This window comes from Haloarchaeobius marinus, assembly GCF_051207415.1.
In the GTDB taxonomy this organism is placed as follows: Archaea; Halobacteriota; Halobacteria; order Halobacteriales; family Natrialbaceae; genus Haloarchaeobius.
Map to the genome: position 1 here is coordinate 356,353 of NZ_JBPKGD010000003.1, position 16,669 is coordinate 373,021.

Annotated in this window: 16 protein-coding genes; 10 read left to right on the plus strand and 6 right to left on the minus strand. The window is 69.1% G+C overall.

What is annotated here, in order from left to right; translation table 11 throughout:
- The first annotated feature begins 17 nt into the window (after positions 1-17).
- The 5 genes from ACSC1W_RS13795 (at position 18) to ligA (ending at position 6,058) form a co-directional block, all read left to right on the plus strand.
- Entirely contained in the window at positions 18-1,031 is a 1,014-nt protein-coding gene (locus ACSC1W_RS13795) for a hypothetical protein (RefSeq protein ID WP_435348109.1), read from the plus strand.
- A gap of 81 nt (positions 1,032-1,112) precedes the next feature.
- On the plus strand, positions 1,113-2,030 hold the full coding sequence (locus ACSC1W_RS13800; RefSeq protein WP_435348110.1) for an extracellular solute-binding protein: 918 nt from the start codon (positions 1,113-1,115) through the stop codon (positions 2,028-2,030).
- Positions 2,005-2,814 (plus strand): ABC transporter permease, encoded by an 810-nt coding sequence (locus ACSC1W_RS13805; RefSeq protein ID WP_435348112.1) that lies wholly within the window; start codon positions 2,005-2,007, stop codon positions 2,812-2,814. The genes ACSC1W_RS13800 and ACSC1W_RS13805 overlap by 26 nt, the downstream gene beginning before the upstream one ends.
- A gap of 2 nt (positions 2,815-2,816) precedes the next feature.
- Positions 2,817-3,866 (plus strand): ABC transporter ATP-binding protein, encoded by a 1,050-nt coding sequence (locus tag ACSC1W_RS13810; protein ID WP_435348113.1) that lies wholly within the window; start codon positions 2,817-2,819, stop codon positions 3,864-3,866.
- Between the two features lie 101 nt (positions 3,867-3,967).
- Positions 3,968-6,058 carry an NAD-dependent DNA ligase LigA gene (ligA, locus tag ACSC1W_RS13815; RefSeq protein ID WP_435348114.1) on the plus strand — a complete coding sequence of 697 codons (2,091 nt, stop codon included), beginning with the start codon at positions 3,968-3,970 and terminating at the stop codon, positions 6,056-6,058.
- Positions 6,059-6,073: 15 nt separating this feature from the next.
- Here the strand turns inward: ligA and ACSC1W_RS13820 are convergent, their stop codons facing one another.
- The 6 genes from ACSC1W_RS13820 to ACSC1W_RS13845 all read right to left on the minus strand — a co-directional run bounded on the left by ACSC1W_RS13820 (position 6,074) and on the right by ACSC1W_RS13845 (position 11,155).
- On the minus strand, positions 6,074-7,078 hold the full coding sequence (locus ACSC1W_RS13820) for a phosphotransferase family protein (RefSeq protein ID WP_435348115.1): 1,005 nt from the start codon (positions 7,076-7,078) through the stop codon (positions 6,074-6,076).
- Positions 7,079-7,140: 62 nt separating this feature from the next.
- The gene (locus tag ACSC1W_RS13825; protein WP_435348116.1) at positions 7,141-7,986 is read right to left on the minus strand and encodes an ABC transporter permease subunit; all 846 of its coding nucleotides are present in this window, start codon (positions 7,984-7,986) and stop codon (positions 7,141-7,143) included.
- Positions 7,983-8,927: an ABC transporter ATP-binding protein gene (locus ACSC1W_RS13830; RefSeq protein WP_435348117.1), complete on the minus strand. Its 945-nt coding sequence runs from the start codon at positions 8,925-8,927 to the stop codon at positions 7,983-7,985. The genes ACSC1W_RS13825 and ACSC1W_RS13830 overlap by 4 nt, the downstream gene beginning before the upstream one ends.
- 41 nt (positions 8,928-8,968) lie before the next feature.
- The gene (locus ACSC1W_RS13835) at positions 8,969-9,811 is read right to left on the minus strand and encodes an ABC transporter permease subunit (protein WP_435348118.1); all 843 of its coding nucleotides are present in this window, start codon (positions 9,809-9,811) and stop codon (positions 8,969-8,971) included.
- On the minus strand, positions 9,808-10,758 hold the full coding sequence (locus tag ACSC1W_RS13840; protein WP_435348119.1) for an ABC transporter ATP-binding protein: 951 nt from the start codon (positions 10,756-10,758) through the stop codon (positions 9,808-9,810). The genes ACSC1W_RS13835 and ACSC1W_RS13840 overlap by 4 nt, the downstream gene beginning before the upstream one ends.
- A gap of 133 nt (positions 10,759-10,891) precedes the next feature.
- The gene (locus tag ACSC1W_RS13845) at positions 10,892-11,155 is read right to left on the minus strand and encodes a DUF7967 family protein (RefSeq protein ID WP_435348120.1); all 264 of its coding nucleotides are present in this window, start codon (positions 11,153-11,155) and stop codon (positions 10,892-10,894) included.
- A gap of 131 nt (positions 11,156-11,286) precedes the next feature.
- Between ACSC1W_RS13845 and ACSC1W_RS13850 the strand changes: the two genes are divergently transcribed.
- The 5 genes from ACSC1W_RS13850 (at position 11,287) to ACSC1W_RS13870 (ending at position 16,633) form a co-directional block, all read left to right on the plus strand.
- Positions 11,287-12,114 carry a helix-turn-helix transcriptional regulator gene (locus ACSC1W_RS13850; protein ID WP_435348121.1) on the plus strand — a complete coding sequence of 276 codons (828 nt, stop codon included), beginning with the start codon at positions 11,287-11,289 and terminating at the stop codon, positions 12,112-12,114.
- Positions 12,115-12,417: 303 nt separating this feature from the next.
- The gene (locus ACSC1W_RS13855) at positions 12,418-13,770 is read left to right on the plus strand and encodes an FAD-dependent oxidoreductase (RefSeq protein WP_435348122.1); all 1,353 of its coding nucleotides are present in this window, start codon (positions 12,418-12,420) and stop codon (positions 13,768-13,770) included.
- 316 nt (positions 13,771-14,086) lie between these two features.
- On the plus strand, positions 14,087-15,457 hold the full coding sequence (locus ACSC1W_RS13860) for a selenium-binding protein SBP56-related protein (protein WP_435348123.1): 1,371 nt from the start codon (positions 14,087-14,089) through the stop codon (positions 15,455-15,457).
- Positions 15,444-15,824, plus strand: a complete 381-nt coding sequence (locus ACSC1W_RS13865) for a 2Fe-2S iron-sulfur cluster-binding protein (RefSeq protein WP_435348124.1) — start codon at positions 15,444-15,446, stop codon at positions 15,822-15,824. The genes ACSC1W_RS13860 and ACSC1W_RS13865 overlap by 14 nt, the downstream gene beginning before the upstream one ends.
- Positions 15,821-16,633, plus strand: coding sequence for a hypothetical protein (locus tag ACSC1W_RS13870; protein ID WP_435348125.1), 813 nt, complete (start codon positions 15,821-15,823; stop codon positions 16,631-16,633). The genes ACSC1W_RS13865 and ACSC1W_RS13870 overlap by 4 nt, the downstream gene beginning before the upstream one ends.
- The last annotated feature ends 36 nt before the right edge of the window (positions 16,634-16,669 follow it).

Genomic DNA, 16,669 nt, shown 5'->3' on the forward strand with positions numbered 1-16,669 from the left:
GTCGGGTTCACGGACACATGAAGCGACGCGTCTACCTCAGGGCACTCGCCGTCGCGGGCACGACGGCCGTCGCCGGCTGCCAGTCGATGCCGACCGATAGCGGCCCGGGCGACGACGGCCCGGGGACCGGTGGCGACGGCACGAACAGCGCGTCGGACGGTGGACAGACCGACGAGGAAGCGACCGCCGAACACCTGCGGTCCGCCGTCGGGGCGCTCAACCGGGTCGGCTACCGCCTCTCGGAACTCGAAAGTCAGCTAGAGTCCGACCCGACGCAGGTCGACCTCGACACCGAGGAGACGCTGGCGGTGGTCGAGGCCGCCCGGTCGGACCTCGACGCCGCGGCGGAGACGGCGACCGACGACCAGCTGGCGACCATCGAGACGCTCCGGTCGCTGACGACGGTCCTCGCGTCGATGACGCGGTTGGTCGCCCTCCTCTCGACGGTCGACACCGAGGGCCGACTGGAGTCGGTCCAGACCGACGTCGAGAAAGGCGACTACGACGCGGCGCTGTCGGCGATACGCGACGGGAACGAGACCGCCCGGCAGGCCGACGAGTACGTCACGACGGCCACCGAAGCCGCCGACTCGATGGACCCCGACCGACTGGACGCCGTCGACGCCGTCGCCTACGACGAACTCGAACCGGCGCTCACGGCGGCCTCGCGTCTCGTCGACGGACTGCTCGCGGTGACCCGGGGCTACGAGTCGGTCCTGCTCGGACGCGAGGACCTGGCGACCGCCCGGACGGCCATCGAGAACGAGTCGTTCGACGCGGCCGAAACGGCCCTGGCGGACGGGCGAGCGCACTTCGAGGCCGCCGACGAGTCCTTCGCCAGCGTCGGCGACGACGCACCAGAGGTGCTCGCCCAGTACGTGACGCGTGCCGACTGTCAGACCGACCACCTCGTCCTCGCGACCGACCACTTCCAGGCGGCCGTCGAGGACGCGCGACGGGGAGCAGTGTCGGCGGCCCGGACCCACCGCGACGACGCCGAGGCAGAACTCCAGCGCGTCGACGACTGCTGACTCGGGCGACGCCGGAGCGGCGGTACGACTCGAACGGCCATCCGAGGCAGGCTTTTAGTTCGTCTGGTCGTGAGTAGTACCGTGAAGCCATCTGCGTCGTCGGTCGGTCGACGAGCGTTCCTCGCCGGCGCGACGGCCGCGTTCGGAGGGCTCGCCGGCTGCACGGGCGTCCTCTCGTCGGCCGGCGGGGAGGAACGCGTCTCCATCCTCGCGGCCGGCAGCCTGACCCACGCCCTGGAGAACGGACTGCGACCGCTCGTCGAGCGACCGCTGGCTATCGAGGCCCACGGGTCGGCGCAGGTGGCGCGACTCGTCGCCTCGGGACAGAAGGACCCCGACGTCGTCTCGCTGGCCGACGTGGCGCTCTTCGACGACCCCCTCCGGCCGGACTGGTACGCCGAGTTCGCCACGAACTCGGTCGTCGTGGCGTACAACCCCGACACCGGGGGCGGCCAGCGAGTCGCCGACGCAGGGACGGCGGGGTGGTACCGGCCACTGCTGGACGACGACGTCTCCCTGGGTCGGACCGACCCGGACCTCGACCCGCTCGGCTACCGGACGCTGTTCGTCCTCGACCTCGCCACCGGGTACTACGACACCGACGTCGACCTCCGGGCGACGATTCCCAGCCGCGACCAGCTCTACCCGGAGACACAGCTCGTCAGCCAGTTCGAGACGGGGGCCATCGACGCCGCCGTCACGTACCGCAACATGGCGACGGAACGCGACTACGACTTCGTCGAACTCCCGCCCGAGGTCGACCTGAGCGACCCGGCCTTCGCCGACCGATACGCGAGGACGAGCTACGAACTCCCGGGCGGGAAGGTCGTCACCGGCGGGCCCATCAGCTACGGATCGACCGTCCGCAACCGGTCGCCGGCGGTCGTCGACGTGTTCGACGAACACGTCACAGGACAGTACCTCGACGAGTTCGGCTTCGTCGTCCCGGACGAGTACCCACGATACACAGGCGATGTTCCCGAAACGATACCGAACTGAGGCCACCGGCGGCCGGTTCGACTGGCTGTCGGTCGCGTTCCTGCTCGGGGCGGTGCTGCTGTGTTACTACCTCGTGCCGCTGGTGTCGCTCGCCGTCGCCCAGCCGCCGGGGGCCGTCCTCGACCGGATGACCGCGCCGGACGTCGTCTCGGCGGCCTGGACCTCGCTCCTCGCGTCGCTCGCGAGCACGACGGTGGCGACGACGTTCGGCCTCCCGCTGGCGTACTGGCTGGCCCGGACCGACGGTCCGGTGACGACACTTCTCACCGCGCTCGTCGTGCTCCCGCTGGTCCTGCCGCCCATCGTCAGCGGGATGGTGCTGCTCACGGTCGTCGGACCGAACACGTTCGTCGGGGGACTCGCCGCGGCCGGTGGCCTCTCGCTCACGCGCTCGCTCGTCGGCGTCGTCCTCGCCCAGACGTTCGTCGCGTCGCCGTTCGTCGTCGTCACGGCGAAGGCGGCGTTCGAGAGCGTCGACCGGAGCCTCGAGGCCGCGTCGCGCTCGCTCGGCAAGAGTCGGGCCACGACGGTCCGGCGAGTGACCCTCCCGCTGGCGTGGCCGGGGGTCCTCGCGGGCGTCACGCTCGCGTTCGCCCGGGCGATGGGCGAGTTCGGCGCGACCATCATGCTCGCGTACTACCCGCGGACGATGCCGGTCGAGATATGGGTCTCGTTCACCACGCTCGGTCTGGACAGCGCCTTCCCCGTCGCCGTCGTCCTCGTCGGGGTGGCCGTCGCGACGCTCGTCGTCCTGAACGCACTCGGCACGAACCCACTGGAGTAGCCATGCTGGAACTGACACACCTCTCGAAACGGTACGACGGGTTCGACTTCGGTCCGGTAGACCTCTCCGTCGACGACGAGGTGCTGGCCGTCCTCGGCCCGTCGGGGAGCGGGAAGTCCACGCTCCTCTCGCTGGTCGCGGGCCTGGTCGTCCCGGACGACGGGTCGGTCGCACTCGACGGTCGGTCGCTCGTCGGCCGCCCGCCCGAGGCGAGAGGCGTCGGCCTCGTGTTCCAGGACGGCGCGCTGTTCCCGCACATGACCGCCCGCGAGAACGTCGCCTACGCCGCCGACCGGCCCGGTCGCGTCGACGAACTCGCGGCGCGCCTCGAACTCGACGACGTGCTGGACCGTCGCCCGTCCAGCCTCTCGGGCGGGGAGCGCCAGCGCGTCGCCCTCGCCCGGACGCTCGCCGCCGACCCCGACGTCCTGTTGCTGGACGAACCGCTGTCGAGCCTCGACGCCCCCATCCGTCGCCGGTTGCGCGACGAACTGTACGACCTGTTCGACTCGCTCTCGGTCCCCATCGTCTACGTGACCCACGACCAGCGCGCTGCTGCCGCCCTCGGCGACCGCATCGCCGTCCTCCGGGACGGGAGCGTCGAGCAGGTCGACGACCCGACGACCGTGCTCCGACGCCCGGCGACCCGGTTCGTCGCCGAGTTCACCGGGAGCGAGACGGTGTTCGAGGCGACCGTCTCGGAGGACGGTCGGCACGTCGGAACCGGCGACGTGACGCTCCGGACGGACGCCGACCCACCACCCGGGTCGGTCGTGACCTGTTGCGTCCGGCCGTCGCGCGTCGAACTGATGCCGGCGACGGACGGCGGCGTGACGCCGGACGAGGCCGACGGCGCGAACGCGCTCCCCGGCCGGGTCCGGCGCTGGGTCAACGAGAGCGACGCCTACCGCGTCGTCGTCGACGTCGACGGCACGGACGTCGCGCTCACGGCGACCGTCCCGCCGACGACGTTCGAGCGCCTCGGCCTCGACACGGGGTCCCGGGTCCGGGCGGCCATCCCGCCGGCCGCGCTCCACGTCATCCCCGAGTGAGTCGTGGCTGGCGTACCGTATCGCGTCCATCGACCCGGGACGACGACCGTGCGCGACCTGTCGAGCAAGACCTAACCCCCCCGAACCGCAACTGGGGGACGATGAGCGAGGCCGACCTGGCAGGCGACAACCCGTACGTCGAGAACCCGCCGACGGACTTCGAACCGGTCGAGGAACTGAGCGAGGAGCGCGCCCGCGAACAGGCCGCCCGGTTGCGGGAGGCGATCCGGTACCACGACCGGCGCTACTACGTCGAGGCCGACCCGGTCATCCCCGACCGGACGTACGACGCGTTGCTCTCGCGCCTGCAGGACCTCGAAGCCGCGTTCGACATCCAGACGGAGGACTCCCCGACCCGACGCGTCGGCGGCGAACCGGTCGACCACTTCGAGACGGTCGAGCACGTCGCGCCGATGCTCTCCATCGACTCCTCCGGCGACGAGCAGGACGTACGCGAGTTCGACCGCCGGACCCGGCGGGCCGTCGGCGACGTCTCCTACGTCTGCGAACCGAAGTTCGACGGCGTCTCGCTGGAGGTCATCTACGAGGACGGCCACCTCGTCCGCGCCGCGACCCGGGGCGACGGCTACGAGGGCGACGACGTGACCCGGAACGCCCGGACCATCCGGGCACTCCCCCAGCGACTCCGTGGCGACTACCCCGACTACCTCGCGGTCCGGGGCGAGGTGTACATGCCGAAGTCGGCGTTCCAGGCGTACAACAAGGAGCGCGTCGAACGCGGCGACGAACCCTTCGCGAACCCGCGGAACGCGACGGCCGGGACCATCCGGCAGCAGGACCCGACCGTCGTCGCCGAGCGCCCCCTCTCCATCTACGTCTTCGACGTGCTGGAGTCGTCCGACCCCTGGGAGACGCACTCGGCGGCCCTGTCGGCGTTCCCCGGACTCGGCCTGCCGCTGAACGACCGCGTCGAGACCGACTGCGACGTCGACGGCGCCATCGACTACCGCGACCGCCTCATGGACGAACGGGACGACCTCGACTACGAGATAGACGGCGTGGTCGTCAAGGTCGACGACGTGGCCGCGCAGGCGGACCTGGGCGCGACGGCCCGTGCCTACCGGTGGGCCTACGCGTACAAGTTCCCGGCCCGGACCGAGGTGACGACGGTGGCCGACATCGCGGTGCAGGTCGGGCGGACGGGTCGGCTGACCCCCGTCGCGCTGCTCGAACCCGTCGACGTCGGCGGCGTGACGGTGTCCCGGGCCAGCCTCCACAACCCCGGCGAGATAGAGGAGATGCAGTTGAACGTCGGCGACGAGGTCCGCCTCGAACGCGCCGGCGACGTCATCCCGTACGTCGACGAGGTCGTCGAGAAGCACAGCGAGGGCCACTTCGAACTCCCGGAAACCTGCCCCGTCTGCGACAGCGCGATAGAGCGCGACGGCCCGATGGCCTTCTGCACCGGCGGCCTCGGGTGTCCGGCACAGTTGAAGCGGTCCGTCGAGCACTACGCCAGCGACACCGGACTCGACGTAGAGGGGGTCGGCGCCGAGACGGTCGAGACGTTCGTCGCCGCGGGACTCGTCACCGACAGCATCGCCGACCTCTACGACATCGAGCGCGAGGACCTCCTCGAACTGGAGGGCTGGGGCGAGACGAGCGCCGACAACCTGCTCTCGGAACTGGAAGACTCGAAGTCGCCATCCCTCCCGGACTTCCTCTCCGCGCTGGGCATCCAGAAGGTCGGCCCGGAGACCGCCCGGGCGCTGGCAGAGGAGTTCGGGTCGCTGGAGGCGCTGCGCGAGACGGCCGAGGCTGGCGACGAAGAGCGCCTGCGCTCGGTGCCGGACGTGGGACCGATCGTCGCCGGGACCATCGTCGACTTCTTCCAGAGCGAGGTGAACGAGCGCGTCCTCGACCGACTCGCCGACGCGGGCGTCGAGCCACGGCCCTACGAGGTCGAGGCGGCGGACGAACTCGACGGCCTGACGTTCGTCTTCACCGGGACGCTCTCGGCGCCCAGGAGCGAGTTCCAGGACCTCGTCGAGCGCCACGGCGGCAGCGCGACGTCGTCGGTGTCGGGCAACACGGACTACCTCGTCGTCGGCGAGAACGCTGGCCAGAGCAAGCGCGACGACGCCGACGCGAACGACGTGCCGACGATAGACGAGGAGGCGTTCCGCGAGGTGCTGGAGTCGAACGGCGTCGACGAGTGGCCGGGCGAGTAGGCCCGACGACCCGACTCACTCGATGCCGAACGTCCCGCGCAGGAAGGCGCGGTGTCTCGCCTCCGCGGCGGCCCGTTCCTCGGACTCGAACCAGTACGGGACGCCCTCCATCCCGGCGAAGCGCGTGACGAGTCGGTAGGCACGGTAGCGGGCCCGGAACGCGTCGTCGCGGACGAGGCCCGTCTCGGCGGCGTACCCCTCGAAGAGCGCCTCCCTGAGCGTCGCGGCGCGGTCCGGGGGGACGTCGTACCACCCGAAGAGGAAGTCCTCGGTGCTGGCGAGGTCGAACTCGCCGTGGGCCGTGTACGTGTTGCCCCAGTCGACGACCGCCCTCGTGACCGGGTCGGCCGGACCGGCCCCGGGGTCGACGAGCAGGTTCCCGAGGCGGTAGTCGGTGTGGGCCGGTGCCGGCCGGACGTCGCGGGGCACGTCCTGGAGGCGGGCGTCGAGTTCGCGCCGACACGCCGGCAGGAGGTCGTCGAAGGGCCCGTCGGCCATGCGGTCGAGTCGGCCACGCCCGAGTTCGGCGACCCACTCGCGCCAGTCGTCGGTCGGGTCGTCGACGACGAGGTCGCCGTCGGCGACGCCAACCCGGCCGAACCCGGAGAACGCGTCGATGGCGTGGACCTGGCCGAGGTTGTACCCGGCCTCGCGAACGAGTCGTTCGTGCTGGTCCGGCGGGAACTCGGTCGCACGGTTCTCCCAGTTCTCACCCTCGACGTAGGCCATGACGAACCACGGGCCGTCGATGGGGCCGTCCTCGCCGACGTGGTGGACCGTCGGGACCGGGACGTCCGTCTCGCGGTCGACCAGCGCTGCGAGTCTGGGTTCGGGCCGGAACCGCTCCGGGTCGACGAGGTCGGGCGCTTTCAGAACCACGGTTCGGCCGTCGTCAAGCGCGACGACGGCGACGCGGTCGCTCCCCTCCTCGACGTGGGTGAACCCGCTGACGGTGGCGTCGCAGGCGACGGCCGCCGCGCCCCGGACCGCCTCGTCGGTGAACGGTTCTGGGTCGAACACGGACGAACGGTGGGGGCGGGTGCGAAAAAGGGTTCAGGTGGTCCGTGACTCGGTCACAGGGTCTAGAGGTCGGCCTCGCGGAAGCGCAGGTAGCCGAGTCCGAGGGGGACGACCAGCCACGCGAGCAACACGACCGCGCCGAATGCGGGTTCGTGGTAGAATACGACGCGGGACGGCTGGGGGTACGGGCCGCCGAACAGGGAGAACCCCTGGCCGAGTTCGTTGTACGACCCGGCGAAGAGGTTCCGGGCCGCGTTGAACGGTTCGGCGTTCTCCAGTGCGAACGCCCAGTCCGGGTAGGTGGCCGCCTGTTCGAACCCGTTGACGACGTAGACGAGTCGGCTCACGATAAAGTTCCACAGCGGCATGACGAACAGCAGGAACAGGCCGACCGTGAGTCCCGACGCGCTGGTCGGCGAGCGCACCGTCGCGGAGATGGCCGTCCCGATGCCGACGAACACGACGCCGAACACCAGGAGGAGGACGAACGCGACCATCGAGAGCTCGAGGTCGACGGGCGCGAACGTGACGACGGCGACGAGGTGGGAGACGACGAACAGCGTCGCGACCACCACGGCGACGACGGCGACCCGGCCGAGGAACGTCCCGAGGACGATGGACTCGCGGGAGATCGGAAGCCCGAGCAACACCTTCAACTCGCCGTCCCGGCGCTTGCCGACGATGTCGTTCTGGGAGAGCAACAGCGCGACGATGGGCACCAGGAACAGGCCGGTGAGAACCAGGAGGGTGACGAGTTGGGCCGGATCCGCGCCGGCCGCGGTCGGCCGGTCGCTGTAGGCGTAGCCGATACCCAGACCGAACAGCGCGAACACCCCGGCTGTGACGTGCAGCGCCCGGTCGCGGACCGCGTCCTCGAAGTCCTTCCGGGCGACGAGTGCGAGTTTCACGGCTCCACCTCCGCCACCGCTTCGCGGTCCTGGTCGGCGTCGTCGCCCGTGTAGGTGACGAACAGGTCCTCCAGCGACGCCTCGCTGGTCTCGACGTTCTCGACGGTCGCCCCGGCCCGGAAGCAGGCCTGTATCGTGTGGGCTTTCGTGGCGTTCTCACAGCCGACGACGAGGGCGTCGCCACGGACCGTGACGGTCGAGACGCCGTCTATCTCCCGGATGGTCCCGGGGAGTTCCGTCGGCATCGAATCGAGCGTGAGCGTCACCTGTCCGGTCGTCCCGGCGGCGTCGCGCAACCCGTCGATGGTGTCGATGGCGACGAGTTCGCCGTCGTCGAGGATGCCGACGCGGTCACAGACCGCCTCGACCTGCTCGAGGATGTGCGACGAGAAGAACACCGTCGCGCCCCGGTCTGCCTCCTGCAGGACGATCTCTCGCATCTCTCTCGCCCCGGCCGGGTCGAGTCCGGTCGAGGGTTCGTCGAGGATGAGGAGGTCCGGTTCGCCCGCGAGCGCCATCGCGAGCATGAGTCGCTGTTGCATCCCCTTCGAGTACCCCTGTGCGTTGCGGTCGGCGGCCCCGGCGATGCCGACGCGGTCCAGCAACGCGTCGACCTCGTCGTGGCCTCCCTTGGCCTCGACGGCGAACGCGACGTGTTCGCGGCCGGTCATCGCCCCGAGCGTGCCGAACCCGTCGGGGAGGACGCCGGTCCGTTCGCGCACGGCGACGGTGTCGTCCGCCGCGTCCATCCCGAGGACCGAGACGTCGCCGGTGCTCGGGTAGACGTAGTTGAGCAGGATGTCGATGGTCGTCGACTTCCCGGCCCCGTTGGGGCCGAGGAAGCCGAACACCTCACCTTCTTCGACGGTGAGGTCGAGGTCGCGGAGGGCCGTCACCGAACCGAATCGCTTGGTGACGCCCGAACAGTCGATAGCGGGCATTGCCGATACGTGTCAGCCGCGGGGTAAATGTCTTCCCCCGGTCAGAGGTCGGCCGCCTCGAACCGCCAGTATCCGACGAGCAGCGGGACCGCCAGCCACAGCGCCAACCAGACGAAGCCGAACCACGGTTCGAGGTAGACCGCCTCGACGCCCGCGAGGCCACCGGTGGTGTTCGCACCGTCGAGGACGGTCGCGAGTGCCGACTGGTAGGCCGCGCTGGGTGAGAGGCTCACGATGCCGAAGTACCAGGTCGGGTAATCGGCGAGGGCCGTCGGCAGCGCGAAGCCGTTGGCGACGTACACCGCGGCGGTGGCGACCGCGCCCCAGAGCAGTTCGACGACGACGAACGTCCCGAAGGCGAGCGCCGATGCCTTGCTGCTGGTCGAGACGCTCGCGGAGATACCGACCATGATGCCGACGTAGACCAGGGCGAACAGCAGTGTCACCCCGACGAACAGGGCGTAGTCGACCAGCGAGTACGAGTCGTACAGGGCCACGACGACGCCGAGTGCGACGGCGAACCCGAGGACGATCGAGACCGAGAGCGTCGCGGTCCGACCGACGACCTTTCCGACCACGACGTCGAGTCGCGAGTGGGGCAGGCCCAGCAGTAGCTTCGCGCTGCCGGAGTCGCGTTCACCTGCGATAGACTTGTACGCCAGCACCAGCGCGGTGATGGAGACGAACAGGGTGGCCGAAGACGCGAGGAAGTCGTACAGCCCGAGCGCTGTCAGCTCCGGGTCCCCGTTGCCGAGGGTCTGGAACTCGGTGTAGACCCACGCCATCCCGGCGGCGAACAGGACGAACAGCGCCGACAGGAGCCAGAGCGACCGCGAGAGCCGGGCGTCCTGGAAATCCTTCCGGGCGACAGCAGTCCAGGTCATCGTCCCACCTCCGCGGCCGCGTCGGCGGCCGGCGCGTCGGCGTCGGACGTGTACTGCACGAACAGGTCCTCGAGCGAGGTCTGCTCGGTCGCGAAGTCCGAGACGACGAGCCCCGAGGACTCGACGGCGTCGAGCACCGCGGTCTTGGCGGACGTGTCGCAGTGGACGGTCAGACCCGTCCCGGCCGCGGTGACCGAGGTGACGCCCCGGACTGCCTCGACGGCGTCGAGCGTCGCCTCGGTCGGCACGGCGTCGACGGTGACCGTGAGGGTCGCACCCTCGCCCATGCTGGCGCGCAGGTTGTCGATGGTGTCGACGGCGACGAGTTCGCCGTCGTCGAGGATACCGACGCGGTCACAGACCGCCTCCACCTGCTCGAGGATGTGCGACGAGAAGAACACCGTCGCGCCGCGTGCGGCTTCGGCTCTGATTATCTCGCGCATCTCGCGGGCCCCGTTCGGGTCCAGTCCGGTCGTCGGCTCGTCGAGGACGAGCAGGTCCGGGTCGCCGACGAGTGCCATCGCGAGGACGAGTCGCTGGGTCATCCCCTTGGAGTAGCCGCCAGCCTTGCGGTCGGCGCTGTCGGCGATGCCGACGCGCTCCAGGAGGGCTATCGCGTCGTCGTCCGTGCCCTTTGAGTCGATGGCGAACTGGACGTGCTGGCGGCCGGTGAGTCGGTCGTAGACGTGGTAGCTGTCCGGGAGGACGCCGACTCGCTGGCGGACCACCACGCTGTCCTCCTGTGGGTCCATCCCCAGGACGCGAATCTCGCCCGCCGACGGTCGGACGAAGTCCAGCAGCATGTCGATGGTAGTCGACTTCCCGGCCCCGTTGGGGCCGAGGAAGCCGAACACCTCGCCCTCCTCCACGGTGAGGTCGACATCGTGCAGTGCTGTGACGTCGCCGAATCGCTTCGTCACGCCGGTGAGTCGAATCGCGGAAGTCATACGTAGAGGTACGCTTCCCGAGAACTTATATTAGCATTGACTGGTAGTATCACGCCCGCAAACGCGTTAAAGCGTTCAAAAAACACCAGTACCAGGACAGAGTGTATGGAAAATTAGGATAACGTCACGCCGGTCATATCTCCTCGTCCGCGTCGTACTGCTCGGCGGTCCGGGTCGCCTCCGTCGCGTACCGTTCTCGCGTCTCCTCGTCCGGCGTCTCCTCGAGGTCGTCGACCGGAATCTCGCGCCCGGCCAGCACCGGCGAGCGCGCGAGCGAGTTCGCGGACCGTTCCTGCTGTCGGTACCGACGCCCGTCTTCGGTCGCGTAGACGACCGTGACGAGGTTCCTGTCGTCGAAGGTGCGCTCGACCAGCCAGCACTGGACGGTGTCGGTCATCGGACGCTGATTTCGCGGCGAACGGTTTGTCGGTGTCGGTCGCCGGTCGTCGAGACCGTCCCGTCGAACGGTGAGTCCGTCGTGAGTTCGCTGCTGGGCCATCCGAAAGGCTAAATCGGAACACTCTAAACATGGTAACATACGACATGTCGTCCTTCGACGCCCCTGGGACCCCACTGGAGGAGATAGAGTTCCTCTCGCGGTCGCCGAACAGGGTTCGGGTTCTCGACGCGCTCTCCGGGGAGCCGAGAGGACGATACGAACTCGAGGATTCGACGGGCGTGACCCGAGCCACCCTCGGGCGTATCCTCGACGATTTCGTGGAACGTGGCTGGGTCAGGGAAGACGACCGACGGTACCAGACGACGCAACTCGGCGCGTACGTCTCGCGGGAGATAAACCACGTCCTCGAACGGTTCGAGCCGGTACCCGCACTCAACGAGGTCGCCGAGTGGTTCCCCGAGGAGGGGTTCGGCTTCGACCTGGGCAACCTCGCCGGATCGACGGTCGTCCGGTCGACCAGGAGTAACGCCCTCGCTCCGACGGCCCACATCTCGAAACGGGTCCGGACGGCCGACCAGGTCCGACTCATCACGTACTCCGTGCTGCCAGGCGTCATGGGCGAGTGCTGGCGTGGCATCGTCGATGGCCGCCTCGAACTCGAGAGCGTCCTCAACGGGGGCGCGGTCGAAAGCTTCGGAGCCGACCCGCAGTTGATCGAACAGGCACGAGAGATGGCCGAGACCGAACAGTCCGAGGTGTACCTGTACAACGGTGACATCCCGTCCACCGTGTTCGTCGTCGACGACGTGGTACTCCTGTGTCTGTCGGGTGGCGAGGGGGCACCACGTGCCGTGATCGAGACCGACGACGAGGTGGTTCGTTCGTGGGCCGAGACGAGGATCGACGAACTCCGCAGCGAGGGGAAGCGACTCGACCCGTCCCTGTTCACGGCGTGAGTGCCGCCCACGGCCCGGGAGGTTCCCAGCGCGAGTCTATACTGCGTCTGGGCGGGTTCATCGAACCGAGAGACCCATGCGACACCGAATCGCGGCCCGAGTGACGAAGCGGCCACGGCACTCGTCGAGCGGTGAGGCAACGAACGCCGGAACCACGGACGGAGTCCGCTCCCAACTGCTGCGGATGACCGACTCCGCGGGGCGGGACGATAGCTCGGCGACGGTCGGCCCCGAGGCGACCCCGAACGAGTACCACACCTGGGAGACTGTCGACCCGTGCATCGGTCGGAGGTCGCACCTGGGATGACGTTGGCGACCGTTCCGCGGTATGCTGGCGGCCGAGACACCGAGATAGGTGACCACGCAGTCGTGGTCGGTGGAAGCATGGCCGGCCTGTTCGCGGCCCGCGTGCTGAGTGACCGATTCGGGACGGTCACGGTCATCGACCGAGACGCGCTTCCCGACGAGGTAGAGCCACGCGACGGGGTACCGCAGGACTGCCAGCCGCACGTGTTGCTGGAGGCGGGACGGGCGACGATAGAAGATCTGTTCCCCGGATTCGGGGAGGACCTGCTATCTGCCGGTGGGCTACTCGTGGACGGGGCGAGCGATTTCAGATACTTCGACGAGGGAGATTTCGTCGCCGACGGTCCGACGCAGCAACTCATGTACTTCGCCAGTCGGCCGCTGCTCGAGTCGGTCGTACGGCGGCGCGTCGCCGCCCTCGACGGCGTGCGACTGCGCTCGTGCTGTCAGTTCGTCGACTATCTGGTCGACGACGCAGCGACGACCGTGGAGGGCGTGGTAGTCCGTCGTACCGACTCCGGTACGGAAGAGGTCCGTGCTGACCTGGTCGTCGACGCCACCGGTCGGACCAGTCGGACCCCGAACTGGCTGGCGGACCACGGCTACACGCCTCCCTACCTCGACGAGGTACACATCGACCTGGCCTACAGCAGCACCGTCGTCGAGCGACCGCCCGCCGACCGTCGGGTACTGTACGTGCCGGTCTCGCCGCCCCGCACCCGGGGTGGCGCTGCGTTCCCCATCGAGGGCGACCGCTGGCTGGTGAACGTCCACGGGATGCACGGCGACCACCCTCCGACGGACCCCGATGGCTTCGCGGAGTTCGCGGCGAGCCTTCCGACCCCCGAGTTGCGGGACCTGCTCGATGCCGGTTCGCTGGGGACTGCGGACGTCGAGTACTATCCGATTCCGTCCAACCGCCGGTACCGGTACGAGGACCTCGAGAGATTCCCCGCCGGCCTGCTCGTCGTCGGCGATGCCATCGCGAGCTTCAACCCGATATACGCCCAGGGGATGTCCGTCGCCGCTCTCGAGGCGCTCGTGCTTCACCACACGCTCGGTTCGGCCGACCAAGAGGAGCTTGCACCCCGCTTCTTCGAACGCGCCGGGGAGGTGGTCGACGTCGCGTGGACGATGGCGGTCGGTGCCGACTTCGGGTTCTCCGAAACCACGGGTTCCAGACCTCGCGGTGCCGGTCTCTTCAGACGGTATCTGTCCCGGGTGACCCGCAAGGCACACACCGACGGCGAGTTACGGCACGCGCTCTATCAGACCATCGTGATGGAGCGTCCCCCGACCGCACTGCTGCGGCCCCGTGTCGTGTGGCGTGCGTTCAGACCGATTGGCTGAGCTGTTCGCGCGTCGTCGTGAAGCCGGTCGTACGGCCGTCTCCGTACGCCGGTCGGTGTCGACCCGTCGGTTGCTCCCGCGTTCCACGCTACGAGGTTCGTATTCCAGTGCTACTACGAGCGATGGGGAACGTCGGTCGTACCCGGGAGGGCAGTCCTCGCCGTCACGTCGAGGACGGAACCGACGGGTTCGTTCGTCGACCGAGCGACTCTCGGTTCGGCGCTCACCCTCTGAGCGACTCCCACACCGTGCGAGACTCCCGCCGCGAGTGTATATCGGGTTCTCGGCGAGACTGGTACGTGCAGGAGAGATACACATGGCAACAGACCACGAAGGACACGAGCACGGAATCGACGGCCCCGGCTATGCGACGCCCCAGGCCGCCATCGAAGAATCGACCCCGGAAGACGTCGCCTACGTCGTCGGACTGTACACCGGTAGCGACGTCGACGCACCGGACTTCGTCGGCGTCGTGGACCTCGACCCGGATTCGTCGACGTACGCCGAGGTCATCGAGCGCGTCGAGATGCCGAACAGGGGCGACGAACTCCACCACTTCGGCTGGAACGCCTGCTCGTCGTCGTGTCACGTCGACGGGCTGGAGCGACGCCACCTGGTCGTCCCGGGGAACCGGTCCGGACAGATTCACGTCGTGGACACGCAGAACAGGCGACGGCCGGAGCTCACGACGGTCGTCGAACCGGAGGCGGTCCGCGAGTACGACCTCTCGGGGCCGCACACCGTCCACTGTGTCCCCGACGGCAAGATAGTCATCAGCATGACCGGCAACGCGGACGGCGACCTCCCCGGCGGGTTCCTCCAGTTGAACCACGATTTCGAGGTCGAGGGGCGCTGGGACCCGCCGGGCGAGATAAAGCTCAACTACGACTTCTGGTACCAGCCTCGCCAGGACGTGATGGTCTCCTCGGAGTGGGCGGCGCCGTCGACCTACCAGCCCGGCTTCTTCATGGAGGACGTCGAGGCCGGGAAGTACGGCCACCGGCTCCACTTCTGGAACTGGACCGATGGCACCGTCGAGCAGACGATCGACCTCGGGGAGGAGGGTATGGTCCCGCTCGAGACGCGGTTCCTCCACAGTCCGGAGTCCACCCACGGCTACGTCAACGCGGCCCTCTCCTCGAACATCTTCCACTTCTTCGAGGACGACGGCGAGTACCGCGCCCGGAAGGTCATCGACTTCGAGGCGCGCGAACACGACGACTGGGACGTGCCCGTTCCGGCGTTGCCCACCGACATCCTGGTCTCGATGGACGACCGGTACCTGTTCGGGACCAACTGGCTCCACGGGGACGTCTGGATGTACGACATCAGCGACCCCGCCGCCCCCAGGGAGGTCGACACCATCTCCGTCGGCGGCTACTACGGCGACGTCCGGGAGGTGCAGGGCCGCGAACTCGTCGCCGGACCGCAGATGCTCCAGCTCTCGCTCGACGGCGAGCGTCTCTACTGGACCTCGTCTCTGTACTCGACCTGGGACGACGGGTTCTTCCCCGACGAGAAGGAGCGCGGGTCCGTGATGCTCAAGGCGGACGTGAACCCGCGAACGGGGACCATGACGCTCGACGAGGACTTCCTCGTGGACTTCGGAGGCCTCCCCGACGGGCCGGCGCGTGCCCACGAGATACGGTGGCCTGACGGCGACTGTACCAGCGATGTCTGGCAGTGACCCGAGGGACACCAGCGAGGAGGGAGGCCACGCGTCGTCCGACCGCTCGCCCTCTTACACGCTCTCGCTAGAACGACGGGACGGGCGTCGCGAGTCGGTCCATGCGAGCGAGGACGAGACGGTCCTCGACGCGGCCGAGACGGCGGCGGTGGCTCTGCCCGTCGGCTGTCTCGTCGGCGCGTGTACGACCTGCACCGGCCGGGTTCGCGAGGGAATCGTCGAGCACGTCCGGCCACCGAGCGGACTGCGACCGCACCACCTCGACTGCGGCTACGCACTGCTCTGCATAGCAGAACCCCGGACGGACTGTCGAATCGAGGTCGGCCCCGACGTCCAGTCCGACCTCGTGTCGAACCCGTGGAGATGACGGACGAGACGCCGCGTGAGAGCAGAGTTCGGGACGACCGGGAAGCAGGTCGGCCGGCCGGACACACGCTGCTCCTCGCTCTCGGCGTCGGCATCCCGGGACTGGTCGCCTCGTCGTCGACGGTGCGGGCTCACGAGGCCGGACACACCGTCCTCGTTCCCGGCGGCGCCACCGCTTCGTTCCTCGCTGTGCTCGGACTGCCCGTTCTGACCGGACTCCTGGGGGGTATCGTGGCGCTTCGACACCACGGCCGAGAGACGCCGAAGCCGCCGTATCGACCGTCGAGCATCGCCGTCGGACTCCTGATAGCGGGCCTCGGGGTAGCGAGTCTGCTGTCATCGGTAGCTGCGAACCTCTGGGTCGCGGCCGTCGGGGTGGCCGTCGGGGCGACGGGTGCCCTGTGGTTCGAAGTCGGCGAGACGGCTTCGGGACCCGGGTGTGGAACCCACGCAGAACTCACGTTCGGGGCCGTCTCCACCCACCGGCTACTCGAGGGTCTCGTCCTGGGGACGGTGTACGCTGCGGGGGCGGCGGTCGGAAGCCTCGCCTCGATAGCGCTCGCCAGCCACGCTGCGCTCGAGACGGCCGCAGTCGTCGGCCTCTACGCCACCGCCCGACGCCGTCGCCGGGTCGTGGGCGCCATCGTTCTCGTGCAGGTCGGCTACGTCGTCGGGGTGGTCGTCGGTCTCGGTCTCGCAGGCGAAGTGCCCGGTACGGCCAGGACGTTCGTGCTCGCCGTCGTCGGTGGCCTCCTCCTCGTCGTCGGCACGAGCGAGACCGGACGGACCGTGCGGCGGAGCACTCCGTAGTACACGAGCGGGGGGTCCGCCACGCCCGGCTTGCCG